At 69.0% G+C, this 22,795-nt stretch carries 23 protein-coding genes; 8 read left to right on the forward strand and 15 right to left on the reverse strand.

Annotated features, from left to right (window positions below; translation table 11 throughout):
• Positions 1-2: 2 nt before the first annotated feature.
• The 12 genes from nuoL to GA0115234_RS20275 are packed head-to-tail and all read right to left on the reverse strand — an operon-like array spanning position 3 to position 12,828.
• Positions 3-1,898: an NADH-quinone oxidoreductase subunit L gene (gene nuoL / locus GA0115234_RS20220; protein WP_093543639.1), complete on the reverse strand. Its 1,896-nt coding sequence runs from the start codon at positions 1,896-1,898 to the stop codon at positions 3-5.
• Positions 1,899-1,912: 14 nt separating this feature from the next.
• Positions 1,913-2,212, reverse strand: coding sequence for an NADH-quinone oxidoreductase subunit NuoK (gene nuoK, locus GA0115234_RS20225; protein WP_093543641.1), 300 nt, complete (start codon positions 2,210-2,212; stop codon positions 1,913-1,915).
• Positions 2,209-3,036, reverse strand: coding sequence for an NADH-quinone oxidoreductase subunit J (locus GA0115234_RS20230; protein WP_093543643.1), 828 nt, complete (start codon positions 3,034-3,036; stop codon positions 2,209-2,211). Before GA0115234_RS20230 ends, nuoK begins: the two co-directional genes overlap by 4 nt.
• A complete protein-coding gene (gene nuoI / locus GA0115234_RS20235; protein ID WP_093543645.1) occupies positions 3,033-3,698 on the reverse strand; it encodes an NADH-quinone oxidoreductase subunit NuoI in 666 nt (221 codons plus the stop codon). The genes GA0115234_RS20230 and nuoI overlap by 4 nt, the downstream gene beginning before the upstream one ends.
• On the reverse strand, positions 3,691-5,094 hold the full coding sequence (nuoH, locus tag GA0115234_RS20240; RefSeq protein ID WP_093543647.1) for an NADH-quinone oxidoreductase subunit NuoH: 1,404 nt from the start codon (positions 5,092-5,094) through the stop codon (positions 3,691-3,693). The genes nuoI and nuoH overlap by 8 nt, the downstream gene beginning before the upstream one ends.
• A complete protein-coding gene (locus GA0115234_RS20245; protein ID WP_093543649.1) occupies positions 5,091-7,622 on the reverse strand; it encodes an NADH-quinone oxidoreductase subunit G in 2,532 nt (843 codons plus the stop codon). The genes nuoH and GA0115234_RS20245 overlap by 4 nt, the downstream gene beginning before the upstream one ends.
• Positions 7,619-9,001 carry an NADH-quinone oxidoreductase subunit NuoF gene (gene nuoF, locus GA0115234_RS20250; RefSeq protein WP_093543651.1) on the reverse strand — a complete coding sequence of 461 codons (1,383 nt, stop codon included), beginning with the start codon at positions 8,999-9,001 and terminating at the stop codon, positions 7,619-7,621. Before nuoF ends, GA0115234_RS20245 begins: the two co-directional genes overlap by 4 nt.
• Complete coding sequence (gene nuoE / locus GA0115234_RS20255; protein WP_093543653.1) at positions 9,001-9,822, reverse strand: NADH-quinone oxidoreductase subunit NuoE; 822 nt, start codon at positions 9,820-9,822, stop codon at positions 9,001-9,003. Before nuoE ends, nuoF begins: the two co-directional genes overlap by 1 nt.
• 29 nt (positions 9,823-9,851) lie before the next feature.
• Positions 9,852-11,174, reverse strand: coding sequence for an NADH-quinone oxidoreductase subunit D (locus GA0115234_RS20260; protein WP_093543655.1), 1,323 nt, complete (start codon positions 11,172-11,174; stop codon positions 9,852-9,854).
• Complete coding sequence (locus GA0115234_RS20265) at positions 11,174-11,899, reverse strand: NADH-quinone oxidoreductase subunit C (RefSeq protein WP_093543656.1); 726 nt, start codon at positions 11,897-11,899, stop codon at positions 11,174-11,176. The genes GA0115234_RS20260 and GA0115234_RS20265 overlap by 1 nt, the downstream gene beginning before the upstream one ends.
• On the reverse strand, positions 11,896-12,450 hold the full coding sequence (locus GA0115234_RS20270; RefSeq protein ID WP_030926341.1) for a NuoB/complex I 20 kDa subunit family protein: 555 nt from the start codon (positions 12,448-12,450) through the stop codon (positions 11,896-11,898). The genes GA0115234_RS20265 and GA0115234_RS20270 overlap by 4 nt, the downstream gene beginning before the upstream one ends.
• Positions 12,451-12,468: 18 nt before the next feature.
• Positions 12,469-12,828 carry an NADH-quinone oxidoreductase subunit A gene (locus GA0115234_RS20275; protein WP_003992243.1) on the reverse strand — a complete coding sequence of 120 codons (360 nt, stop codon included), beginning with the start codon at positions 12,826-12,828 and terminating at the stop codon, positions 12,469-12,471.
• Between the two features lie 838 nt (positions 12,829-13,666).
• Here GA0115234_RS20275 and GA0115234_RS20280 point away from each other — a divergent pair.
• The 4 genes from GA0115234_RS20280 (at position 13,667) to GA0115234_RS20295 (ending at position 17,874) form a co-directional block, all read left to right on the forward strand.
• Positions 13,667-14,506 carry a C40 family peptidase gene (locus tag GA0115234_RS20280; RefSeq protein WP_093543658.1) on the forward strand — a complete coding sequence of 280 codons (840 nt, stop codon included), beginning with the start codon at positions 13,667-13,669 and terminating at the stop codon, positions 14,504-14,506.
• Between the two features lie 245 nt (positions 14,507-14,751).
• Entirely contained in the window at positions 14,752-15,975 is a 1,224-nt protein-coding gene (locus GA0115234_RS20285) for an MFS transporter (protein WP_093543659.1), read from the forward strand.
• A 58-nt stretch (positions 15,976-16,033) separates the two neighbouring features.
• Complete coding sequence (locus GA0115234_RS20290) at positions 16,034-16,234, forward strand: DUF397 domain-containing protein (RefSeq protein WP_093543661.1); 201 nt, start codon at positions 16,034-16,036, stop codon at positions 16,232-16,234.
• A 269-nt stretch (positions 16,235-16,503) separates the two neighbouring features.
• On the forward strand, positions 16,504-17,874 hold the full coding sequence (locus GA0115234_RS20295) for an acyltransferase family protein (protein ID WP_093543662.1): 1,371 nt from the start codon (positions 16,504-16,506) through the stop codon (positions 17,872-17,874).
• Positions 17,875-17,946: 72 nt separating this feature from the next.
• Here GA0115234_RS20295 and GA0115234_RS20300 read toward each other — a convergent pair whose 3' ends face one another.
• The 3 genes from GA0115234_RS20300 to GA0115234_RS20305 all read right to left on the reverse strand — a co-directional run bounded on the left by GA0115234_RS20300 (position 17,947) and on the right by GA0115234_RS20305 (position 19,463).
• Positions 17,947-18,537: a TetR/AcrR family transcriptional regulator gene (locus tag GA0115234_RS20300; RefSeq protein WP_161275619.1), complete on the reverse strand. Its 591-nt coding sequence runs from the start codon at positions 18,535-18,537 to the stop codon at positions 17,947-17,949.
• Complete coding sequence (locus GA0115234_RS42370; protein ID WP_161275620.1) at positions 18,534-18,911, reverse strand: hypothetical protein; 378 nt, start codon at positions 18,909-18,911, stop codon at positions 18,534-18,536. Before GA0115234_RS42370 ends, GA0115234_RS20300 begins: the two co-directional genes overlap by 4 nt.
• Positions 18,912-18,995: 84 nt before the next feature.
• Positions 18,996-19,463 (reverse strand): ATP-binding protein, encoded by a 468-nt coding sequence (locus GA0115234_RS20305; protein WP_093543717.1) that lies wholly within the window; start codon positions 19,461-19,463, stop codon positions 18,996-18,998.
• 252 nt (positions 19,464-19,715) lie between these two features.
• Here GA0115234_RS20305 and GA0115234_RS20310 point away from each other — a divergent pair, with 252 nt between their 5' ends.
• From GA0115234_RS20310 to GA0115234_RS20325, 4 genes are all read left to right on the forward strand, one after another.
• A complete protein-coding gene (locus tag GA0115234_RS20310; RefSeq protein WP_093543665.1) occupies positions 19,716-20,570 on the forward strand; it encodes a helix-turn-helix domain-containing protein in 855 nt (284 codons plus the stop codon).
• A gap of 11 nt (positions 20,571-20,581) precedes the next feature.
• Positions 20,582-20,779, forward strand: a complete 198-nt coding sequence (locus tag GA0115234_RS20315) for a DUF397 domain-containing protein (RefSeq protein ID WP_093543667.1) — start codon at positions 20,582-20,584, stop codon at positions 20,777-20,779.
• A gap of 224 nt (positions 20,780-21,003) precedes the next feature.
• Entirely contained in the window at positions 21,004-21,405 is a 402-nt protein-coding gene (locus GA0115234_RS20320; RefSeq protein ID WP_093543668.1) for a hypothetical protein, read from the forward strand.
• A gap of 66 nt (positions 21,406-21,471) precedes the next feature.
• Positions 21,472-22,701, forward strand: a complete 1,230-nt coding sequence (locus GA0115234_RS20325) for an MraY family glycosyltransferase (protein ID WP_093543670.1) — start codon at positions 21,472-21,474, stop codon at positions 22,699-22,701.
• The last annotated feature ends 94 nt before the right edge of the window (positions 22,702-22,795 follow it).

Below are 22,795 nucleotides of genomic sequence, written 5' to 3' on the forward strand. Positions count from 1 at the left end.
GATCAGACCGCCCTCATCAGCAGGGTCGCGGCGATGAGGACCGCCGTACCGCCGAACATCGAGACCGCGTAGGAGCGGGCGTAGCCGTTCTGCAGCTTGCGCAGCCGGCCGGAGAGCCCGCCCATCGAGGCCGCCGTGCCGTTGACGACGCCGTCGACCAGGGTGTGGTCGACGTACACCAGGGAGCGGGTGAGGTGCTCGCCGCCGCGGACCAGGACCACGTGGTTGAAGTCGTCCTGGAGGAGGTCGCGGCGGGCGGCCCGGGTGAGCAGCGAGCCGCGCGGGGCGACGACCGGCACGGGCTTGCGTCCGTACATCGCCCAGGCGATGGCGACGCCGATGACGAGCACGACCATGGTGGCGGCGGTGACCGTCGTGGCGCTGACCGGCGCGTGGCCGTGGCTGTGACCGGTGACCGGCTCCAGCCAGTTCAGGAAGCGGTCGCCGATGGAGAAGAAGCCTCCGGCGAAGACCGAGCCGAACGCGAGGACGATCATGGGGATGGTCATCGACTTCGGGGACTCGTGCGGATGCGGCTCGTGGCCCTCCGCGTCGGGCTGCCAGCGCTTCTCGCCGAAGAACGTCAGCAGCATCACGCGCGTCATGTAGAACGCGGTGATCGCGGCGCCCAGCAGGGTCACCGCCCCGAGGATCCAGCCCTCGGTGCCGCCCTTGGCGAAGGCCGCTTCGATGATCTTGTCCTTGGAGAAGAAGCCGGACAGGCCGGGGAAGCCGATGATCGCCAGATAGCCGAGGCCGAAGGTGATGAAGGTGACCGGCATGTATTTCCGCAGGCCGCCGAACTTCCGCATGTCGACCTCGTCGTTCATGCCGTGCATGACCGAACCGGCGCCGAGGAAGAGCCCGGCCTTGAAGAAGCCGTGCGTCACCAGGTGCATGATCGCGAAGACATAGCCGATCGGGCCGAGCCCGGCGGCCAGGATCATGTAGCCGATCTGCGACATCGTCGACCCGGCGAGGGCCTTCTTGATGTCGTCCTTCGCGCAACCGACGATCGCACCGAAGAGCAGCGTGACCGCTCCGACGACCACCACGACCAGTTGTGCGTCCGGCGCCGCGTTGAAGATCGCGCCGGAGCGGACGATGAGGTACACACCCGCGGTCACCATGGTCGCGGCGTGGATGAGGGCCGAGACCGGGGTCGGGCCCTCCATCGCGTCACCCAGCCAGGACTGCAGCGGCACCTGGGCCGACTTGCCGCAGGCCGCGAGCAGCAGCATCAGGCCGATCGCCGTCAGCTTGCCCTCGCTCGTCTGCCCGGTCGCTTCGAGGACGGGGCCGAAGGCGAAGGTGCCGAAGGTGGTGAACATCAGCATGATCGCGATCGACAGGCCCATGTCGCCGACCCGGTTGACCAGGAAGGCCTTCTTGGCGGCCGTGGCCGCGCTGGGCTTGTGCTGCCAGAAGCCGATGAGCAGGTACGACGCCAGACCGACGCCCTCCCACCCGACGTACAGCAGCAGGTAGTTGTCGGCGATGACCAGGATCAGCATCGCCGCGAGGAACAGGTTCAGATAGCCGAAGAAGCGGCGCCGGCGCTCGTCGTGCGCCATGTAGCCGATCGAGTAGATGTGGATCAGGGTGCCCACACCGGTGATCAGCAGCACGAACGTCATCGACAGCTGGTCGAGCTGGAAGGCCACATCGGCCTGGAAGCCCTCGACCGGGATCCAGCTGAACAGCTTCTGGTGCAGCGTCCGGTCCTCCGCGCCCTTCCCCAGCATGTCGAGGAAGAGCACGACGCCGATGACGAACGACGCGGCGGCGAGCAGGGTGCCGAGCCAGTGTCCGGCGCGGTCCAGCCGTCGGCCGCCGCAGAGCAGGACAGCCGCTCCGAGCAGAGGCGCCGCGACGAGCAGCGCGATCAGGTTCTCCACGATTCAACGTCCCCTTACAGCTTCATCAGGCTGGCGTCGTCGACCGAGGCCGAGTGGCGGGAACGGAACACCGACACGATGATCGCGAGCCCGACCACGACCTCCGCCGCGGCGACGACCATCGTGAAGAAGGCGATGATCTGGCCGTCGAGATTGCCGTGCATCCGGGAGAAGGTCACGAACGCGAGGTTGCAGGCGTTGAGCATCAGCTCCACGCACATGAACACCACGATCGCGTTCCGCCGGATCAGCACCCCGGCCGCGCCGATGGTGAACAACAGGGCTGCGAGATAGAGGTAGTTGACCGGGTTCACTTGGCGACCTCCTCTTCTTCGTTGTCACGGCCGAGCCGCTCCTCGGAGCGCTGCTCCAGTGCTTTGAGCTGCTCCAGCGACTCGTTCGACACATCGCGGATCTGGCCGCGGTTGCGCAGCGTCTGCATGACGGTGAGCTCGGAGGGCGTGCCGTCGGGGAGCAGGCCCGGGATGTCCACGGCGTTGTGCCGGGCGTAGACACCGGGGGCGGGCAGCGGCGGCAGTTGCTTTCCGCGTACGCGCTCCTCGGACATCTCCCGCTGGCTCTTGGCCCGTTCGGTGCGCTCCCGGTGGGTGAGCACCATCGCGCCGACCGTCGCCGTGATCAGCAGGGCGCCGGTGATCTCGAAGGCGAAGACGTACTTGGTGAAGATGAGGCTGGCCAGCCCCTCGACGTTTCCGCCGTGCTCGGCGTTGGCGGTGCCGAGTCCGTTGAAGGTGTTCAGCGAGGCGTTGCCGATGCCCGCGACGAGCAGGGCGCCGAAGCCGAGCCCGCAGCCCGCGGCCAGCCAGCGCTGGCCCTTCAGGGTCTCCTTCAGGGAGTCGGCCGCGGTGACACCGACCAGCATGACCACGAAGAGGAACAGCATCATGATCGCGCCGGTGTAGACGACGATCTGGACGATGCCCAGGAAGTAGGCGCCGTTGGCGAGGTAGAAGACCGCCAGGATGATCATGGTCCCGGCGAGGCTCAGCGCGCTGTGCACGGCCTTCTTCATCAGTACGGTGGACAGCGCGCCGATCACGGCGACGATGCCGAGCAGCCAGAACTGGACGGCCTCGCCGGTCGAGGTCTGGGAGGCCGCGGCGGCCAGGGCGGTCATGCGCCCACCCCCTGCGCCGAGCCGTTGTTCTCGCTGTGCTCGTCGTCCGGCTTCTCGCCCTTGGAGACGGCGACCTGGCGCTCCGTACCGGGCGCGGCCTCGGTGACCAGGCCCCGGTAGTAGTCCTGTTCGTCCATCCCCGGGAAGATCGCGTGCGGGGTGTCGACCATGCCCTCCTCCAGGCCCGCGAGCAGCTCGCCCTTGGTGTAGATGAGGCTCTCGCGGGTGGTGTTGGCGAGCTCGAACTGATTGGTCATCGTCAGCGCCCGGGTCGGGCAGGCCTCGATGCACAGTCCGCAGAGGATGCAGCGCGCGTAGTTGATCTGGTAGACGCGGCCGTAGCGCTCACCCGGGGAGTAGCGCTCCTCGTCGGTGTTGTCCGCGCCCTCGACGTAGATCGCGTCCGCCGGACAGGCCCAGGCGCACAGCTCGCAGCCGATGCACTTCTCCAGACCGTCCGGGTGGCGGTTGAGCTGGTGCCGGCCGTGGAAGCGCGGCGCCGTCACCTTCGGCGTTTCCGGATACTGCTCGGTCAGCCGCTTCTTGAACATGGCCTTGAAGGTCACGCCGAAGCCGGCGACGGGGTTCTGGAACTTCTCTCCCGAGGACCCCGGGGACCCTGAGGATCCCTGCGCCCCCGAGGACTCCGATGACTCAGACACCGTCCGCCTCCTTTCCGTCACTCGAATTTCCGTCACTCTGAGTATCCGGCCCACCACTGACAACGAGCTCCCGCTCGCCCCGCGGCCTGCGGCGCGGCACCGGTGGCAGCGTCTGTCCGGGCAGTGGCGGCACCGGGAACCCGCCCGCCATCGGATCGAACGCGGGCTCCGGTTCGGCCTCCGCCTCGGCGGCCCGGCCCTTCTTGTCGCGGAAGATGTCGGCGACGAAGGAGATCAGCAGGATCGCGATCACGGCCCCGGCCACGTACAGCACGATCCTCGTGAAGTCGTAGCCCTCGTTGCGCAGCGCCCGCACCGTCGCGACCAGCATCAGCCAGACCACGGAGACCGGGATCAGGACCTTCCAGCCGAGCTTCATCAGCTGGTCGTAGCGGACCCGGGGCAGCGTGCCGCGCAGCCAGATGAAGAAGAACAGCAGCAGCTGGACCTTGATGACGAACCAGAGCATCGGCCACCAGCCGTGGTTCGCGCCCTCCCAGAAGGTGCTGATCGGCCACGGGGCCCGCCAGCCGCCCAGGAACAGGGTCGTGGAGACGGCGGAGACGGTGACCATGTTGACGTACTCGGCGAGCATGAACATCGCGAACTTGATCGACGAGTACTCGGTGTTGAAGCCGCCGACCAGGTCGCCCTCGGACTCCGGCATGTCGAACGGGGCGCGGTTGGTCTCGCCGACCATCGTGACGATGTAGATGAGGAAGGAGACCGGCAGCAGGATGACGAACCAGCGGTCCTGCTGCGCCTCCACGATCTTCGAGGTCGACATCGACCCGGAGTAGAGGAAGACCGAGGCGAACGCGGCGCCCATCGCGATCTCGTAGCTGATCATCTGTGCGCAGGAGCGCAGACCGCCCAGGAGCGGGTACGTCGATCCGGACGACCAGCCGGCCAGCACGATGCCGTAGATCCCGACCGAGGCGACCGCGAGGATGTAGAGCATCGCGATCGGCAGGTCGGTGAGCTGCATCGCGGTGCGGTGCCCGAAGATCGAGACCTCGTTGCCGGACGGGCCGAACGGGATCACCGCGATCGCCATGAACGCCGGGATGGCGGCGACGATCGGCGCGAGGACGTAGACGACCTTGTCCGCCCGCTTGACGATGACGTCTTCCTTCAGCATCAGCTTGATGCCGTCGGCGAGCGACTGGAGCATGCCCCAGGGTCCGTGCCGGTTGGGTCCGATGCGCAGCTGCATCCAGGCGACGACCTTGCGCTCCCACACGATGGAGAAGAGCACGGTCACCATCAGGAACGCGAAGCAGAACACCGCCTTGATGACGACGAGCCACCACGGGTCGTTGCCGAACATCGACAGGTCCTCGGCGGCGAGCACGGCACTGTGCGGTGCCGCGGCCAGTTGAGCGAAGGCACTCACGCCCCCACCTCCGGTGTGACGTCGGGAGTACCGGGTGCGGCGGGGCCGATCCGGACCAGGCCGCCGGGCCGGGCGCCGGTGTCGGCCGGAACACCCCGCCCGACGGAGTTCAGCGGCACCCAGACCACCCGGTCCGGCATGTCGGTGACCTTCAACGGGAAGGCGACGCTGCCCGCCGGGCCGGTGACGGCCAGCAGATCGCCGTCCTTCACACCTGTCTCGGCCGCGGTGGCCGCGGACAGCCGGGCGACCGCGGCGTGCCGGGTACCGGCCAGCGCCTCGTCGCCCTCCTGGAGCCGGCCCAGGTCGAGCAGCATCCGGTGGCCCGCGAGGACCGCCTCGCCGTCCCCGGGCCGGGGCAGCGGCCGCGCCGGCTCGTTCGGTTCGGTGGCGCGCGCGCCGGTCCAGCCGCCGAGCCGGTCCAGCTCACGGCGTACGGACTTCAGGTCCGGCAGCGCGAAGCGCCCCGCTCCCTCGGCGCCCGCGGCGCGGGTCATCGCGTCGGCCAGCATGTGCAGCACCCGGGCGTCGGTCGGCGCGAGCGCACGCGTCATCTGCTCGGGCTTCAGCGCGGCCTCGAACATCCGCGCCCGGCCCTCCCAGTCGAGGAAGGTGCCGGACTTCTCGGCCACCGCGGCGACCGGGAGGACCACATCGGCGCGCTCGGTGACCTCGCTGGGCCGCAGCTCCAGCGAGACCAGGAAGCCGACCTGGTCCAGGGCCTCCAGGGCCCGTGCCGGGTCCGGCAGGTCCACGGGCTCGACCCCGGCGACGAGCAGCGCGCCCAGTTCGCCGGTGGCCGCGGCCTCGACGATCTGGCCGGTGTCGCGGCCGAAGCGGGACGGGAGTTCGGCGATGCCCCAGGCGGACGCCACCTCGTCCCTGGCCCGCGGGTCGGTCGCCGGACGGCCGCCGGGCAGCAGCGACGGGAGCGCGCCCGCCTCCACCGCGCCGCGCTCGCCGGCCCGGCGCGGGATCCACACCAGCGCGGCCCCGGTCGCGGTGGCCGTCCGTACCGCGGCGGTGAGCCCGCCCGGTACCGCGGCCAGCCGCTCGCCGACCACGATCACGGCGCCCTCGCCGCGCAGCGCCCCGGCCGCCTCGGCTCCTCCGCCGTCGAGCCCGACGCCGCCCGCGATCGCGTCCAGCCACTCGGTCTCGGTGCCGGGGGCGGCGGGGAGCAGGGTGCCGCCCGCCTTCTCCAGTCCGCGGGTGGCGTGCGAGGCGATGGCGTAGGTGCGCTGTCCGTGCTTGCGGTGGGCCTTGCGCAGCCGCAGGAAGACGCCGGGCGCCTCCTCCTCCGACTCGAATCCGACCAGCAGCACCGTCGGGGCCTTCTCCAGCGAGGTGTACGTGACACCCGTGCCGTCCAGGTCCCGGCCGCGCCCGGCGACGTGGGCGGCCAGGAAGTCGGCCTCCTCGCCGCTGTGGACCCGGGCCCGGAAGTCGACGTCGTTGGTGTCCAGCGCGACCCGGGCGAACTTGCCGTACGCGTAGGCGTCCTCGACGGTCAGCCGGCCGCCGGTGAGCACTCCGGTCCGGCCGCGCGCGGCGGAGAGACCGGCGGCCGCGGCGGCCAGCGCCTCGGGCCAGCTCGCCGGTTCCAGGACGCCGTCGGTGTTGCGCACCAGCGGGGTGGTGAGCCGGTCCCGTTGCTGCGCGTAGCGGAAGCCGAAGCGGCCCTTGTCGCAGACCCACTCCTCGTTGACCTCGGGGTCGTTGGCGGCGAGCCGCCGCATGACCTTGCCGCGCCGGTGGTCGGTGCGGGTCGCGCAGCCGCCCGCGCAGTGCTCGCAGACCGACGGCGAGGAGACCAGGTCGAAGGGGCGGGAACGGAATCGGTACGCCGCGGAGGTGAGGGCGCCGACCGGGCAGATCTGGATGGTGTTCCCGGAGAAGTACGACTCGAACGGGTCGCCCTCGCCCGTACCGACCTGCTGGAGCGCGCCGCGCTCGATCAGCTCGATCATCGGGTCGCCGGCCACCTGGTTGGAGAACCGGGTGCAGCGCGCGCAGAGCACGCACCGCTCACGGTCCAGCAGCACCTGGGTGGAGATCGGGACGGGCTTCTCGAACGTGCGCTTCTTGCCGTCGAAGCGGGAGTCGGAGCCGCCGTGCGACATCGCCTGGTTCTGCAGCGGGCACTCGCCGCCCTTGTCGCAGACCGGGCAGTCCAGCGGGTGGTTGATGAGCAGCAGCTCCATCACACCCTTCTGGGCCTTCTCCGCGACCGGCGAGGTGAGCTGCGACTTCACCACCATGCCGTCGGTGCAGGTGATGGTGCAGGACGCCATCGGCTTGCGCTGGCCCTCGACCTCGACGATGCACTGGCGGCAGGCGCCGGCCGGGTCGAGGAGCGGGTGGTCGCAGAAGCGCGGGATCTCGATGCCGAGGAGTTCGGCGGCCCGGATGACCAGGGTGCCCTTGGGCACGCTGATCTCGATGCCGTCGATGGTCAGCGTGACCAGGTCCTCGGGCGGGATGGCCGCCTCGCCGCCCCCGGAGGGCGCACTCGTGGTGACTGTCATGCGTTCACCCCCTGGTGAGCGTTCTTGTCGTCGGCCCAGACGGTCGACCTGGCGGGATCGAAGGGGCAGCCCTTGCCCGTGATGTGCTGCTCGTACTCCTCGCGGAAGTACTTCAGCGAGGAGAAGATCGGCGAGGCGGCGCCGTCGCCGAGGGCGCAGAAGGACTTGCCGTTGATGTTGTCGGCGATGTCGTTCAGCTTGTCGAGGTCGGACATCTGGCCCTTGCCCGCCTCGATGTCGCGGAGCAACTGGACGAGCCAGTAGGTTCCTTCGCGGCAGGGCGTGCACTTGCCGCAGGACTCGTGGGCGTAGAACTCGGTCCAGCGGGTGACGGCCCGTACGACGCAGGTCGTCTCGTCGAAGCACTGGAGCGCCTTGGTGCCGAGCATGGATCCGGCGGCGCCGACGCCCTCGTAGTCGAGCGGTACGTCGAGGTGGTCGTCGGTGAACATCGGGGTCGACGAGCCGCCCGGGGTCCAGAACTTCAGCCGGTGGCCGGGGCGCATGCCGCCGCTCATGTCGAGCAGTTGGCGCAGGGTGATGCCGAGCGGTGCCTCGTACTGACCGGGGCCCGCGACGTGCCCGCTGAGCGAGTACAGCGTGAAGCCCGGGGACTTCTCGCTGCCCATCGATTTGAACCAGTCCTTGCCCCGGTTCAGGATCGCGGGAACCGAGGCGATGGACTCGACGTTGTTCACCACAGTGGGGCAGGCGTACAGACCGGCGACCGCGGGGAAGGGGGGTCGCAGCCGGGGCTGGCCACGCCGTCCTTCGAGAGAGTCGAGCAGCGCGGTTTCCTCACCACAGATGTACGCGCCGGCACCGGCGTGCACCGTGAGTTCCAGATCGAGCCCTGAGCCCAGGATGTTCGTCCCCAGATAGCCCGCCTCGTACGCCTCTCGAACGGCCTCGTGCAGACGTCGCAGCACGGGGACGACCTCACCGCGGAGATAGATGAACGCGTGCGACGAACGGATCGCGTAACAGGCGATCACGATGCCCTCGATGAGGCTGTGCGGGTTGGCGAACAGGAGCGGAATGTCCTTGCAGGTGCCCGGTTCCGATTCGTCGGCGTTGACAACCAGATAGTGCGGTTTGCCGTCTCCCTGCGGGATGAACTGCCACTTCATCCCGGTGGGGAAGCCCGCGCCGCCGCGGCCGCGCAGGCCTGAGTCCTTGACGTAGGCGATGAGGTCGTCCGGTGCCATGGCGAGGGCCTTGCGCAGACCCTCGTAGCCTTCGTGGCGCCGGTAGGTCTCCAGGGTCCAGGATTCCGGCTGGTCCCAGAAGGCGGAGAGGACGGGGGCGAGCAGTTTCTCGGGGCTGCCCCCGTTTCCGTTGCCGCTTCCGTTGTCGTTGATCTCGGTCGCCAACGTCATCACTCCCCCTCCTCGGCTGTCGGGCCGGACGGGTGGTCCGGATCGGAGGCCGAGGTCTGCTGCGGTGCGTCGTGCGAGCTGAGGTGCTCGGACGGCGACGGGTCGTGGGGCCGGCCGCCGCGCGGGCTTTCACCGCGCGGGGCGACGACGCGCGGGTGCGGCTCCTCGCCCTTGGCCAGCCGGAGGCCGATCAGCGAGGCGGGGCCCGCGCCGCCGGAGGCCTCGACGGCACCGGGGCGCTCGTCGGGGAAGCCGGCCAGGATCCGGGCGGTCTCCTTGTACGAGCAGAGCGGGGCGCCGCGGGTGGGTTCGACGGTGCGCCCGGCGATCAGTTCGTCGACCAGGTGGGTCGCGCTCTCGGGCGTCTGGTTGTCGAAGAACTCCCAGTTGACCATCACCACGGGGGCGAAGTCGCAGGCCGCGTTGCACTCGATGTGTTCGAGGGTGATCTTCCCGTCCTCGGTCGTCTCGTCGTTGCCGACGCCGAGGTGCTCCTTGAGCCGGTCGAAGATGGCGTCGCCGCCCATCACCGCGCACAGCGTGTTGGTGCAGACACCGACCTGGTAGTCGCCGCCGGCCCTGCGCCGGTACATCGTGTAGAAGGTGGCGACCGCGGTGACCTCGGCGGTGGTGAGGCCGAGCAGTTCGGCGCAGAACGCCATGCCCGTACGGGAGACGTAGCCCTCCTCGGACTGCACCAGGTGCAGCAGGGGCAGCAGGGCGGAACGGCTGTCGGGGTAGCGGGCGATCACCTCCTTCGCGTCCGCTTCGAGCCTGGCGCGCACCTCGGCCGGGTAGGCGGGGGCGGGGAGCTGCGGCATCCCCAGACTGACTTCCTGACGTGCTTCGGTCACCGGTCGACGCCTCCCATCACGGGGTCGATGGACGCGACGGCGACGATGACGTCGGCGACCTGGCCGCCCTCGCACATCGCCGCCATGGCCTGGAGGTTGGTGAAGGACGGGTCGCGGAAGTGGACCCGGTAGGGGCGGGTGCCGCCGTCCGAGACGACGTGCACACCGAGTTCGCCCTTGGGCGACTCGACCGCGGTGTACGCCTGTCCGGCCGGGACCCGGAAGCCCTCGGTCACCAGCTTGAAGTGGTGGATCAGGGCCTCCATGGAGGTGCCCATGATCTTCTTGATGTGGTCGAGCGAATTGCCGAGTCCGTCCGGGCCGAGCGCGAGCTGGGCCGGCCAGGCGATCTTCTTGTCGGCGACCATCACCGGACCGGGCGCGAGGCGGTCGATGCACTGCTCGACGATCCGCAGCGACTGGCGCATCTCCTCCAGGCGGACGAGGAAGCGGCCGTAGGCGTCGCAGCTGTCGGCGGTGGGAACGTCGAACTCGTAGTTCTCGTACCCGCAGTAGGGGTCGGTCTTGCGCAGGTCGTGCGGGAGTCCGGCGGAGCGCAGCATCGGTCCGGTGACGCCGAGCGCCATGCAGCCGGTCAGGTCGAGATAGCCGACGTCCTGCATACGGGCCTTGAAGATGGGGTTGCCGGTGGCGAGCTTGTCGTACTCCGGCAGGTTCTTCTTCATGGTCTTCACGAACTCGCGCAGCTGGTCGATCGCGCCGGGCGGCAGGTCCTGGGCGAGTCCGCCGGGGCGGATGAACGCGTGGTTCATGCGCAGGCCGGTGATCAGCTCGAAGAGATCGAGAACGAGTTCACGGTCACGGAAGCCGTAGATCATGATCGTGGTGGCGCCGAGCTCCATGCCGCCGGTGGCGATGCACACCAGGTGCGAGGAGATCCGGTTGAGCTCCATCAGGAGCACGCGCAGGACGCTGGCCCGGTCGGGGATCTGGTCCTCGATGCCGAGGAGCTTCTCGACGCCCAGGCAGTACGCCGCCTCGTTGAAGAAGGGCGTCAGGTAGTCCATGCGCGTGACGAAGGTGGTGCCCTGGGTCCAGTTCCGGAATTCGAGGTTCTTCTCGATGCCGGTGTGGAGGTAGCCGATGCCGCAGCGGGCCTCGGTGACGGTCTCGCCGTCGATCTCCAGGATCAGCCGCAGCACGCCGTGCGTGGAGGGGTGCTGGGGGCCCATGTTGACGATGATGCGCTCGTCGTCGGACTTGACCGCGGACTCGACGACCTCGTCCCAGTCGCCGCCGGTGACTGTATATACAGTCCCCTCGGTCGTCGCCCGGGGCGTTGCGTGGGGAGTAGACATCAGGAGTACGACCTCCGCTGGTCCGGAGCCGGGATCTGGGCGCCCTTGTACTCGACGGCGATGCCGCCGAGCGGGTAGTCCTTGCGCTGCGGGAAGCCCTGCCAGTCGTCCGGCATCATGATCCGGGTGAGGGCGGGGTGCCCGTCGAAGACGAGCCCGAAGAAGTCGTAGGTCTCGCGCTCGTGCCAGTCGTTGGTCGGGTAGACCGCGACGAGGGACGGGATGTGCGGATCGCTGTCCGGGGCCGACACCTCCAGCCGGATCAGCCGGCCGTGCGTGAGCGAGCGCAGGTGGTAGACGGCGTGCAGCTCACGGCCCTTGTCGCCGAGGAAGTGGACGCCGCTCACCCCCGTACAGAGCTCGAAGCGCAGCGCCGGGTCGTCGCGCAGGGTCTGTGCGACCCGGACGAGGTGCTCGCGGGCGATGTGGAAGGTCAGCTCGCCGCGGTCGACGACGGTCTTCTCGATGGCGTTCGCGGGGAGCAGGTCCTGCTCCTCCAGGGCCCCTTCGAGCTCGTCGGCGACTTCGTCGAACCAGCCGCCGTACGGGCGGGACGTGGCGCCCGGCAGGGTCACGGTGCGGACGAGGCCGCCGTAGCCGGAGGTGTCGCCACCGTTGTTGGCGCCGAACATGCCCTTGCGTACGCCGATGACCTCGCCGGTGTCCGCGCGCGGGGCGGGCACACCGTTGTCGCGCTGTTCGTCGTGGTGGTCGTTCCCGCTCATCGCAGCAGCCCCTTCATCTCGATCAGGGGCAGTGCCTTGAGCGCCGCGTCCTCCGCCTCGCGGGCGGCCTCCTCCGCGTTGACCCCGAGCTTGGAGCCCTGGATCTTCTGGTGGAGCTTGAGGATCGCGTCCATCAGCATCTCGGGCCGCGGCGGACAACCCGGCAAATAGATGTCAACCGGAACAATATGATCAACACCCTGAACAATGGCGTAATTGTTGAACATTCCACCCGATGATGCGCAAACACCCATGGAGATCACCCACTTGGGGTTGGGCATCTGGTCGTAGACCTGCCGCAGGACGGGAGCCATCTTCTGGCTGACCCGTCCTGCCACGATCATCAGATCCGCCTGCCGCGGCGATCCGCGGAAGACCTCCATCCCGAAACGGGCCAGGTCGTAACGCCCGGCCCCGGTCGTCATCATCTCGATGGCGCAACAGGCGAGGCCGAAGGTGGCGGGGAAGACGGAGGACTTCCGCACCCATCCGGCGGCCTGCTCGACAGTGGTCAGAACGAAGCCGCTGGGCAGCTTCTCTTCGAGTCCCATGGTGTGCCCCTCAGCCCCTCAGTCCCATTCCAGGCCGCCGCGACGCCACACATACGCGTAGGCGACGAAGACGGTGAGCACGAAGAGCAGCATCTCCACGAGCCCGAAGATCCCCAGGGCGTCGAAGGTGACCGCCCAGGGATAGAGGAAGACGATCTCGATGTCGAAGACGATGAAGAGCATCGCCGTCAGGTAGTACTTGATGGGGAAGCGGCCGCCTCCGGCCGGCGTGGGTGTGGGTTCGATACCGCACTCGTACGCTTCGAGCTTTGCCCGGTTGTAGCGCTTGGGGCCGATAAGCGTGGCCATGACCACGGAGAAGATCGCAAACCCTGCCCCGAGGGCGCCGAGCACGAGGATGGGCGCGTAGGCATTCACGCTCCTCGCTCCTTCCAGTCGTCCTTGACCGTTGGACCGCATCGGGCGACCGGCTCACCGCCTCACCAAGATCGTGCACATGTGAGGCAGTTCACAAGCCCGACTGCCCCGCATCCTATGCCCGCCATCCTGTGATCTGCGACACGGGGTACGCCAACGTCTTTGTGATCTCCACCACCTGACGAAGGATCATGAAGTCGGATGAGCGGTGATCTTCACACGCGAAGCGGCCGAGTGATCACGAGACGTGACATCTGATGCTGTTACCGCTGGTCAAACGGCTGTTGCCCTATCAAGAGATGGCCATACCAAGCAAATTGGCGATGGACACCCCTGGGTGATAAGAGAACCACCACTCTCCGGGCCCGATCGCCCGTCCCGGCCCGCCCGGCCTCGCCGCCCTCCGGCCACCCGGCCCCGCCTGCCCCATCCGGACCGATCGAGCTCACCCGGGAGAGTGCGCCACGAGGAGCGAAGTGGACACTCGGCGACATTTACGATCATCTGCGCGAACGGGGCATCTCCCCTCGCCCACCGCCACCTTGGGGTCGTGGCGCATAACCGCCCCTCACACACCGATCACACTGTGACCTGCATCACTCCACTACGGGCTCCATAAAAGCGGGCTTGGCCATCGGCGTGAACGGATGGTAAGCGGCGGGCAATTCGGGCGTATTGCCAAAAGCCCGTGATCACAGCGGTGATCAGGTGTGCCCGTTTTGCCCGTTACGGCGTCAATAAGGGCTCCCGGAAAGCGGATTCACAGATTCCGGACGTAACTGTGTCGCAACACACGTTTCTTGATGGGAGCCCCGAGGCCCTGATAGCGCTAGTACCCATGTCCCTCACCGCTCACATACCCAGCCACCGGAAGCCCCGCCGAAACGCCCCGAAGACGGCGCTGCGGGCCGGAGTTGCCGGTGGCGTCCTCAGCACCATCGCGGTCGCAGGCGCTGCCGGTCCGGCCCAGGCCGAGCCGGTGACCCAGACCATCGAGATGCCCACCATCACCGCCGGGCTCTCCACCGCAGTCGCCGCGTCCGCCCAGGCCACGCAGCAGGTCGCCCAGGACCTGCAGACGCAGGCCCAGGAGGACGCCGCAGCCGCCACCGCGGCCAAGACCGCCAAGAAGGCCAAGGCCGAGGCGGTCCGCAAGGCAGAGGCCAAGAAGAAGGCGGAGGCGGCCGCCAAGGCCAAGGCGGAGGCCGCCGAGCGCGCCTCCCGCTCCACCGCCCGTACGACGCTCAGCGCGACCTCCGGCTCCAGCACCGGCACGGCCGCCTCCACGTCCTCCTCCTCTTCCTCCTCCTCGTCGAGCGCGACCGGCTCCGCCGCCGCGGTCATCGCCTTCGCGCAGGCCCAGGTCGGCGACGCGTACGTGCCCGGCGGCACCGGCCCCAACTCGTGGGACTGCTCCGGCCTCGTCCAGGCCGCGTTCCGCTCGGTCAACATCGACCTGCCGCGCGTCTCGCAGTCCCAGTCGACCGCCGGCACCCAGGTCTCCCTGAGCAACCTCCAGCCGGGCGACATCCTGTACTGGGGCGGCGCGGGCAGCGCGTACCACGTCGGGATCTACGTGGGCAACGGCCAGTTCGTCGGTGCGCAGAACTCCAGCACCGGTGTGGTGCAGCGCCCGCTGTCCTACGACCCGCCGTCGGGCGCGGTCCGCGTTCTCTGATCTGACGGAACCTCCGGGTCCACCCGGGTTCACGGATTCACAAGCGCCCTCGCGGCGCGCGGCGAAGGGCCGTCACTCCCCCGCTCGGGAGCGACGGCCCTTCGCCGTTTCCGGCTCTCCGGCAGAAAAGCGACATCACCCCTGCCCGGCGACGTCGACGTCGCGAACCTGCCGGACACCGTCCACCGCCGCTTGTGAACTGGGGCGAACAGCCCTCGCATCCCTGAGCACAGGACGGCACCGCCATGACCACCCCCACGTCCGTCACTCCCACCTCCACCACCCCCACCGAACGCACCCCCTTACGCGGCCGGATCGCCGTCATCTCCGTCATGCTGGGCATCTTCTCGATCGTCACCACCGAGATCCTGCCCATCGGCCTGCTCACATCGATCGGCTCCGACTTCGCCGTCTCCGACGGCACCGCGGGCCTGATGATGACCATGCCCGGACTCCTCGCGGCGGTCTCCGCCCCCTTGGTCACCGTGGCGACGGCACGCGTCGACCGGCGCCTGATGCTCTGTGCCTTCATGCTTCTGCTGGCCCTGGCCGACTTCCTCACCGCCGCCGCGACCGACTACCGCCTCGTCCTGGTCGCCCGGGTGATGGTCGGGGTCACCATCGGCGGTTTCTGGTCCATCGGGTCCGGGCTGGCCGGCCGACTGGTCCGTCCGGCATCGGTCGGCCGGGCGACAGCGGTGATCTTCTCGGCCGTCCCGCTGGGCTCCGTGCTCGGCGTCCCCGCCGGTACGTTCATCGGTGGCCTGACCGGCTGGCGGACCGCGTTCGTCGTCATGGGGGTGCTGAGCATGGGCGTACTGGCCCTGATGCTCCTGGTGGTCCCGCCCCTGCCGCCGACGCAGGTCACCCGCGCGAGCCTGCTGCGTACGGTACTGAACCGGCCCGGCACCCGGTTCGCCCTGCTCCTCACCTTCCTCGTCGTGCTGTCGCACTTCGCGACGTACACCTATGTCACCCCCTTCCTGGAGCAGGTCACGCACGCCGGTCCGACGATGATCACGGTGTTCCTGCTGGTCTACGGCGCCGCCGGGATCGTCGGCAACTTCGTGGGCGGCGCACTCGTGACGCGCCGCCCGCGCGCCGCGGTCGCCCTCGCCGCGGGCCTGATCGCCGCCGCGACCGCGCTGCTCCCGCTCCTGGGCCGGTGGGAGGCCGGGGCCGTCGCGCTGCTGGCCGTCTGGGGGGTCGCCTACGGTGCGGTGCCGGTCTGCTCGCAGACCTGGTTCGCCAAGGCCGCGCCCGACGCACCCGAAGCGGCGTCCGTCCTCTTCACCGCGTCCTTCCAGGCGACCTTCGCCCTCGGTGCCCTGACGGGCGGGGCGGGCCTCGACCACCTGTCCGTGTCGGCGGTCATGCTGCTCGGCGGCGCGACGGCGGCTCTCTCGGTGGCCGTGGTGGTCGCGACAGGGACAGGCCCGGGGCGCTTCCGCGTCCGGGGGCGGGGGTGAGCCGCGCGGTCTACACTGCGGGCCGACCCTGCCGTGCGAGAAATGTGAGCCCATCCGCATGACCGACGCGATCAGCTGGCAGAAGTCCTCCTTCTCCGGAGCGGACAACAATCAGAGCTGCATCGAACTGGCCGCCGCGAACGGCTCGATCAAGATGCGCGAGGGCGACGATCCGGATGTCGTCGTCACCACCAGCGTCCCCCAGCTGCGCGCTTTCGTGCTCGGTGTGAAGGCCGGGGAGTTCGACCACCCGATCTGAGCCCCAATGCTTGGCCGGGCAGGTCCGTAGCGCCCACAGCTCAAGTACGTCGCCGGGAATGCGCCGTCGTCGAGACAGATCCGCACGACCACCGCGCCCCCGATCCGGAGAATGCGCCAACGATCAAGGCCGACGCGAGCCGACCTGAGCCACGCTGGTGCACGAAGCCCGGTAGGGAGAACCCCACCATGGCGCGCGGTGCTGGCACCCCGTTGAATTCGGGGGGCTGCTTCACTGCCTCTTTCGCCTGCTGACCGCACGATGATTGCATGCAGCAAACCCCCGCTCATTCGCCCGGTCGCGGCCGTGATTCATTCATAGACGTCATCAGAGCGCTCTGTGTGCTGGCCGTGATTTCTCAGCACTGGCTCATGCCCGTACTGTCCTATGAAAATGGGCATTTGAGCACCGGGAATGCGCTCGCGAGTCCCGGCTGGTGGATTGTCACCTGGCTGACGCAGGTCATGCCCATGGTGTTCTTCGCTGGCGGTGCCGCCAATTTCTTCTCGTTCCGGTCGGTGAAATCGGTGCGTACCTGGCTCCGGGCCCGCATCGCGCGCCTCCTCGTACCGGTCATACCCCTGGCAGCCGTATGGCTGCTGCTGCCGCACGCGTTGATCGCCGCGGGGGTCCCTCGGCAACCGGTGCTGCTGGCGGGCGGGATAGCCGGGCAGTTGCTCTGGTTCCTCGCCGTCTACGTACTCGTGGTCGCGCTCACGCCGGTGATGTTCCGGTGGTACCGCCGGTACGGATGGCGCGTGATCGGCGTACTCGCCGTCTGTGCCCTGGCCGTCGATGTACTGCGCTTCGAAGTCAGCCCCGCGATCGGTTTCCTGAACGCCCTGTTCGTCTGGCTGGCAGCCCACCAGTTCGGCTTCCACTACGCCGACGGCAGCCTGCGCCTGCGGAGCGGGTGGGCGTCGGCGGGGGTGGCCGCCGTCGGCTTCGGGATCACCGCGGCCGCCGTGTTCTTCGGGCCCTATCCGCCGTCCATGATCGGAATGCCCGGGGCCCCGGTCTCCAACATGAGCCCGCCGACCGCCCTGATGCTGTCGCTGACGATCGGCCAGCTCGGACTCTGGCTGACGCTCAAGCCGGTCATCACGCGATGCGCCGAACGCCCCCGGGTCACCGCCGTCCTGCAATGGTGCGGAACCCGCTTCATGACCCTGTATCTCTGGCACATGCCCGCACTCGTGATGACGGCGGGAATCACCATTCTCGGACTCGGATTCGCGACACCGACACCCGGCAGCCCGATGTGGTTCGCGGTGGCCCCGCTGTGGGTCGGCATTTCGGGGATATTCCTGGTGACCTTCACCAGAATTTTCGGCCGGTTCGAAATCCGTCGCCCTTCCGGTGCGGCAGGTGCGGCATCGGACATGGGCCTCGGCAAGGTCGTCCTCGCGGCGGTCCTTTCCGCCGGTGGCCTCCTCGGACTTGCCGCACAGGGATTCATTTCCCCCGGAAACCCGCTCACCCCGGTGCTCTGGGTGCTCCTGGTACTGGCGGGGCTGCTCGTCGTACGGGAGAAGAACGCCCCGAAGGCCGTTGCCCCGCAGGGCCCCCGCACCGTGCCCGTCCAGTTGGCCGTGCGCCAGGAGGACGCCCGGGTTCTCTCCCGGCAGGCGACCGGCTGAGTGCCCCTTCGCGTGCGGCGACCGCGCCCCGCACGCGGTGGCCCCCTCAGACAGTTCCCGCACTCCCGCGCCTCATGATCCGTCGGCTGCGACCTGTCGCCGGACCAGGGCGACCAAACCGTCGATGAGGGGGCCGGGCTCGACGGACGGGTCGAGCGACCGCTGGAGCAGGTAGCCGTCGATCGCCGCCGTGAGGGTCACCGCGACGGTGAGCGGATGGGCGACCCCCCGAGCCGCGAACCAGTCGCACAGCCGCTGCCGCAACTCGGCCAGCAGGGCGGCGATTTCGGCGCGCAGCTGGTCGTCCCGACTCGCGGCGACGAGGGACTCGTACAACAGCAGCAGCTCCGGATCGCGCGGATCGTTGGCGGCCAACGCGCGGAGCATGGTCTCCACGGCTACGGCCGGATCCTCCTGCGACAGGGCTTCGTCGATCCGGTCGAGGAAGAACGTCCGGATCTTCCCCACCGCGGCGATGCGCCGGAGTTCACCGATGCTCCCCACGTGGTAGTGGATCACTCCGGTGTTCACACCCGCGCGCTCCGCCACCCGCCGACTGCTGACATCGCCCCAGCCCAGCTCAGGAATGAGGGAGGCAGCGGCCTCGATGATCTTCTCGCGCGTATCCGTCCGGCGCGAGGGGCCCGTGGACTCGTTCCTCACAGCCGCACCCCCTGGATCGCGATCACGGCGAGCACACCGGCCGAGGCCAGCGCGATCGCTTCGAGGACGAGCAATTGCACCGGCAGGGGGTCGGGCACGACGGGGAAGACCGCCCCGAGGTCGGCCGCGAAAACCGCGATGTAGCCGAGGCTCAGCACCAGTGCCGCCACGAAGGCCCAGTGCTGACCGGCCATCGCGAACCCGGCCACCACGAAGCTCGCGAGCCCAAGAGAGGTCAGATACACGTTGAAGCCGTTGTACTGCCACCGGGGAAGCGGGGAGAAGTCCCTCGTATCGATCAGCTTCCCCGGGACCATGGGAATCAGCAGAAGCGCCTCCCAGACCAGGAGCGCCGCGGTCACGGTCGCCGACATGGATTGATTCATCACACTCTCCGATACGTGTACGGACGGGAACCGGCCTTCCGTTTGGACGATAGTCCTGGACGGTCGTCCAAATCAAGCGGAGAGGTGAGTCGCGCTCGCGGCGGAGAGTGTGAACCACACCGTTTTCGAGAGCGGCGACCGCGCCCCGTACGCGGTGGTCCCCCACCGGGCGGCGAGCGCGTCGACGAGGAGCAGCCCCCGGCCGCGCTCGTCCCGGTCCGGTCGCACGGCGGTGCGGGGGCACGGCGTCGAACCGGGATCGTCGTCCGTCACATACACGGTCATCTGCCGGTGATTGACGGTGACCTCCACCCGGATCTGCGGCGAGTCCGTATGGCAGTACGCGTTGGAGACGACCTCGCTCACGCAGAGCCGGGCGTCGTCGACGAGGCCCGGGTGCCCGGAGGCCCACAGCACCGTCGCCACGAAGTCGCGCACGATCCTGGGGGCGGTGGGGGCGTTCGGCGCGACGAGCCGGTATCGCTCGCCGCGCTGGGGGAGGTAGGGGGCGGGTGGCGGAGGAACGGTTACGGGGGTCATGGCGCGGTCTCCCTGCATGAGGCGGTCTCCGGGGACGTCGCGCGACGACCACATTGCCCTGAGGCCCTTCGGCGCTCAACTCGCTCATGGGCAGCGGAATTTCGCGGCGATGGCGCACGGTGAGCGCCCGTCCACCGGGACCATAGGGCGCGGAAGAAAGCTGTAGCAAGGTTGCCACTGCTACTTCACGCGATCGGGTGGACCGGGGTGACCGCGCCACGCAAGACTGCGCGGCGACGAAGGATGGTGACCATGCCACCGAGGGACAACCCCACCGCACGCCAAGCACGTCTGGGCTGCGAACTGAGAAAGCTGCGCGAGCAGGCCGGCCGGACCGCCCGCGAGGCCGCCGGGCTCATCTCGACCGACCAGGCGAAGATCAGCCACATGGAAGCGGGCCGCATCGGCATCAGCGAGGCACGGATCCGCCGCCTGGCCAGCTTCTACGCATGCGATGACGCCGTGCTGATCGAGGCGCTGTGCGCGATATCGCGGGAGCACCGGGGCCAGTTCTGGTGGGACGAGTACCGCGGCGTGCTGGCCCCGGGCTTCCTGAACATCGCCGAGCTGGAGCACCACGCCGTCTACATGCGCTGCCTCCAGTCCGTGACGCTGCCGGGGCTGATCCAGACCCCGCAGTACGCGCGAGCCCTGTTCGAGGGAGTGCTGCCGAAACTGCCCGAGGACGAGGTGGAGGCGAGGGTCGAACACCGCATGCGCCGACAGGCCGTCCTCGACCGCGAGAAGCCGCCGAAGTTCGACATCGTCATCCACGAGGCCGGTCTCCGCATGCGGGTGGGCGGCCGCGTGGTCGCGCACGGTCAACTGGTACGCCTCCTGGAGGCGGCCGACAGACCGAATGTGACCGTACGGGTGATCCCGTTCGCCAGCGAGAAGTTCGTCGAGGTGACCCAGACCGTGCTGTACGCGGGCGGCGTCGCCCCGCAGTTGGACACCGTCCACATCGACACCCCGTTCAGAGGAGCCCATCTGGACGCCGCGGCCGATCTGAACCGCTACCGCATGCAACTCGACTTCGCCGAGCAGGTCAGCCTCGCTCCCGAGGAGTCGCGGAGCTTCATCCACCACCTCGCACGAGACCTGTAATAATCCGCGGCATGAGCGCAGACATCGAGTGGCAGAAGTCGTCGTTCTCCGGCGGCGGAGAACAGTGCGTCGAGGTGGCGCGACAGGACGAGGAGATCCTGGTGCGCGAGAGCGACGACCCGCGCGCGGTGACCAGGACGAGCCGCAGCAAGTTCGCTGCCTTCATCCAGGGCGTCAAGGCGGGCGAGTTCGACCACTTCGCCCAGTAGCGTCTGCCCACCTGCCTCAGGAGAGCCCCCGCCCGGCGGGGGCTCTCCTGCTTTTTGTCGCAAGAATGCCCCGGGACATAGTTGCGCCACGCATTCTCGTGACGCTAGCGTCACCCTGCGTTGCCACACGACGGGAGCCATCCGCCCCGTCGCCCCACGCGATGCCGCACCTCCCCCTGCCCCCGCGCCATGTGGCGCGCACCGCTGCGACCGGACGGCCGACGATGCGTAAGCCCTTCACCCCCTTACCGCCGGTCGTCGAGCGCGGCTACCGGTTCGAGGCCCTCCGCTACGGCCCCGCCACCGGCTTCGTCCCCGAGCCGATCGACCTGCGCATCATGGCCACGCCCCAGGAGGCCGTCCGCGCCATCCGCGTCCAGCTCCGGACGAACCATCTCTTCGGCCTCACACCGCGCGAGCTGATCCGCGCCCACCACTGGGCGGACCAGGGCGGCTGGGTGCAGGCGCTGGGGGCGCTGCATCGAGGCGAACCCTGCGGGTTCACTCTCGTACTGCGCGGCGGCCGGCACCTCGAATGGCACGTCCGCCCACTGACGTACGTATCGCTCGACGCCTGCCCCCACCACCCTCCCGCCCCACGCCCCGTCACGCTCAAATCCGCATGAGCTAGGCTCGCCGGGGCGCAGCGAGGGCATCGATCGGGCTCGGGTATCGGCCCGCTGGGCCGGATTGTGAGGCCGCCCGTGCGGGATTACTTGCTCATGCTGTTCATCACGGCGGCCGTGACCCATCTTCTGACCGGCCCCGTAAGGAAGTTCGCGATCTCCATCGGGGTGGTCCCCGAGGTCCGGGCGCGCGACGTCCACCGCGAGCCCACTCCGCGTCTCGGGGGCATGGCCATGTTCGGCGGGCTGCTCGCCGGGCTTCTGGTCGCCTCCCACCTGCCGCACCTGGAAGAGATCTTCACCCAGAGCTCGACGCCACGGGCGCTGCTGTCCGGGGCGGCACTGATCTGTCTGCTCGGCGTGCTCGACGACAAATGGGGCGTCGACGCACTGGTCAAGCTCGGCGGTCAGGTGCTCGCCGCCGGGGTGATGGCGTTCCAGGGGCTGACGATCCTCTGGCTCCCGGTGCCCGGCACCGATGGGATCTACCTCTCCGACTGGCAGGGCACGCTGCTGACCGTGGGGCTGATCGTCGTCTCCATCAACGCGGTCAACTTCGTCGACGGGCTCGACGGGCTGGCCGCGGGCACGGTGGGCATCGCGGCCACGGCGTTCTTCCTGTACGCGTACCGGCTCTGGTACGGCTACGGGATCGAGGCCGCCGCGTCCACCACGCTGATCTCCGCGATCCTGGCGGGCATGTGCCTCGGCTTCCTGGTCCACAACTCGCATCCGGCCAGGATCTTCATGGGCGACTCGGGCTCGATGCTGCTCGGGCTGCTCATCGCCGGATGCGCGGTCTCGGTGACGGGCGAGGTCGACCCGAGCCTCCTCAAGCAGTCGGTGGACGGCACGTCGGGGTCGGCCGCGATGGTGCCGGTCTACATTCCGCTGATGCTGCCGCTGTCCGTCATCGCGCTGCCGGTCGCGGACCTGGTGCTCGCCGTCATCAGGCGTACGTGGAACGGGATGTCCCCCTTCGCCGCCGACAAGGGCCACCTCCACCACCGCCTGCTCCAGCTCGGCCACTCGCACCGCCGGGCCGTCCTGCTCATGTACTTCTGGTCGGCGCTGTTCTCGTTCGGGATCGTGGCCTACTCGGCGCGGGGCGCCAAGTCCTGGATGCTCTTCGGGGTCGCGTCCGTCTGCGCGGTGGGTCTGTTCCTGCTGCTCCAGCCCCGCTACGCATCCGGCCTCACCCGCCGGCTGCTGCGGCGCAGGTCCGGGGGCCGTGTGGTCGCGACCGGCGGAAGGCGCACGGCGGCCGACGAGGAGCGCCGGGTGGCGGCCGGCTGACCGCGGCGCACCGCACCGCCTCCTCACCGCCGCGACCTAAGTAGCCACTCCCCGCGCCCGGTTCATCCCTTGGTCACGCACCCGCAGACTTTCG

It is taken from the genome of Streptomyces sp. DvalAA-43 (genome assembly GCF_900091725.1).
GTDB lineage: Bacteria > Actinomycetota > Actinomycetes > Streptomycetales > Streptomycetaceae > Streptomyces > Streptomyces pulveraceus.